At 70.8% G+C, this 1,848-nt stretch carries 2 protein-coding genes; one reads left to right on the top strand and one right to left on the bottom strand.

What is annotated here, in order from left to right:
• Positions 1-155 precede the first annotated feature (155 nt).
• A complete protein-coding gene (gene rpsU, locus ACFONC_RS07405; protein ID WP_027069919.1) occupies positions 156-371 on the bottom strand; it encodes a 30S ribosomal protein S21 in 216 nt (71 codons plus the stop codon).
• Between the two features lie 321 nt (positions 372-692).
• Here rpsU and tsaD point away from each other — a divergent pair, with 321 nt between their 5' ends.
• Positions 693-1,745, top strand: coding sequence for a tRNA (adenosine(37)-N6)-threonylcarbamoyltransferase complex transferase subunit TsaD (tsaD, locus tag ACFONC_RS07400; RefSeq protein ID WP_386743102.1), 1,053 nt, complete (start codon positions 693-695; stop codon positions 1,743-1,745).
• The last annotated feature ends 103 nt before the right edge of the window (positions 1,746-1,848 follow it).

Here is a 1,848-nt window from a genome sequence, read left to right as displayed (position 1 = left end):
CAAAAGCTCGCGGCTGAAGCCGCTCCCACAAGGGCAAGGGAAGGGCGGCCGGTGGTGCCGGAAAGACAAAAAGCCGGCGACGCTTGCGCGTGCCGGCTTCGTGGATATCCTGCTGCGGCGCGCGAGGCGCGCCAGCGGAAGGACCCTCGCCTGCCTCAGTACAGGCGCTGGCGCTTGGTGACGTCGCGCGAGGTGCGGCGCGCCTGGCGCTTCACGGCGGCGGCGGCCTTGCGCTTGCGCTCCTGGGTCGGCTTCTCGTAGTACTCGCGCTTGCGGGTTTCGGCCAGCACGCCGGCCTTCTCGCAGGTGCGCTTGAAGCGGCGCAGGGCAAACTCGAAAGGCTCGTTTTCGCGGACTTTGACGCTTGGCATAGGAATCTCTGTGGGTTGGGAAGCCCCGGCCGGAAGGCCACGGGCCCGCGCGAGGGACCGCGCACGTCGCCAGACTCCCTCCGGCGAGCCGCGTATGATAGCGGGAGCCCCCATGGCGGCGCAACCGCGGGCCCGGTTCCGGGCCGGTCGCGGTGTCCGAGGGCCGCCCAGGGTCCCGGGCATCCGGCTTTGTTCCCTCCGACCGTCATTCCCGCCTTCGCAGGAATGACGGCAAGAAGATTTCCCGGCCTTCAGACTCGGCAACCCCAGCCCCCAGCCCCCAGCCCCCAGCCCCCACCCACAGCCCCCACCCACAGCCCCATGAAAGTCCTCGGCATCGAATCCAGCTGCGACGAAACCGGCGTCGCCGTGTACGACACGGCACTGGCCGGCGCCGCCGGGTTGCGCGCGCACGCGGTCTACAGCCAGATCGCCCTGCACGCCGAGTACGGCGGAGTCGTGCCGGAGCTGGCCAGCCGCGACCACGTCCGCAAGCTGCTGCCGCTGATCCGCCAGACCCTGGGCGAGGCCGGGCTGGGCGTGGACGACCTGGACGGGGTGGCCTACACCGCCGGCCCCGGCCTGGTCGGGGCGCTGCTGGTGGGGGCCGGGGTGGCGCGCTCGCTGGCCTGGGCGCTGGACCTGCCGGCGATAGGCGTCCACCACATGGAAGGCCACCTGCTCGCCCCGCTGATGGAAGACGACCCGCCGCAGCCCCCGTTCGTGGCCCTGCTGGTCTCCGGCGGCCACACCCAGCTGGTCGCGGTGGATGCGATCGGCAGCTATCGGCTGCTCGGCGAGACCCTGGACGACGCCGCGGGCGAGGCCTTCGACAAGACCGCCAAGATGATGGGCCTGCCATATCCGGGCGGCCCGCAGCTGGCGCGGCTGGCCGAAAGCGGCACGCCGGGGGCGTTCCGGTTCGCGCGGCCGATGACCGACCGCCCCGGGCTGGATTTCAGCTTCAGCGGCTTGAAGACCCAGGTGCTGCTGGCCTGGCAGAAGAGCGACCAGGCGGACCAGACCCGCGCCGACATCGCCCGCGGTTTCGAGGACGCGGTGGTCGACACCCTGGCGATCAAGTGCGAACGCGCGCTCGATGCCGCCGGCTGCGATGTGCTGGTGGTGGCCGGCGGCGTCGGCGCCAACAAGCGCCTGCGCGCGAAGCTGCAGGCGATGTGCGAGCGCCGCGGCGGCCGCGCCTGCTTCCCGCGCCCGGCGCTGTGCACCGACAACGGCGCGATGATCGCCTTCGCCGGCGCACTGCGGCTCGAAGCCGGGCAGCGTGACGATGCCGCGGTGCGTGCGACGCCGCGGTGGGATATGGCGACGCTGCCGGCCGTCGATCGCCCCGAGATTGGCCTCCCCCTTTGAAAAAGGGGGATTGAGGGGGATTTGCTCTTGCTTTTGCTTTGGGGCTGACCTAGATACCGGATCGATCTAGGATGGCAAATGGCGCTAAGTCGTTGTCGCATCA

It is taken from the genome of Luteimonas soli (genome assembly GCF_042648865.1).
Taxonomy (GTDB): domain Bacteria; phylum Pseudomonadota; class Gammaproteobacteria; order Xanthomonadales; family Xanthomonadaceae; genus Luteimonas; species Luteimonas soli.
This window is presented reverse-complemented; position numbering and strand designations above follow the sequence as displayed.

What these genes read in the sequence shown, in the direction of transcription:
- rpsU (WP_027069919.1), bottom strand. Translation starts at nt 371, where the DNA reads ATGCCAAGCGTCAAAGTCCGCGAAAACGAGCCTTTCGAGTTTGCCCTG.
- tsaD (WP_386743102.1), top strand. Translation starts at nt 693, where the DNA reads ATGAAAGTCCTCGGCATCGAATCCAGCTGCGACGAAACCGGCGTCGCC.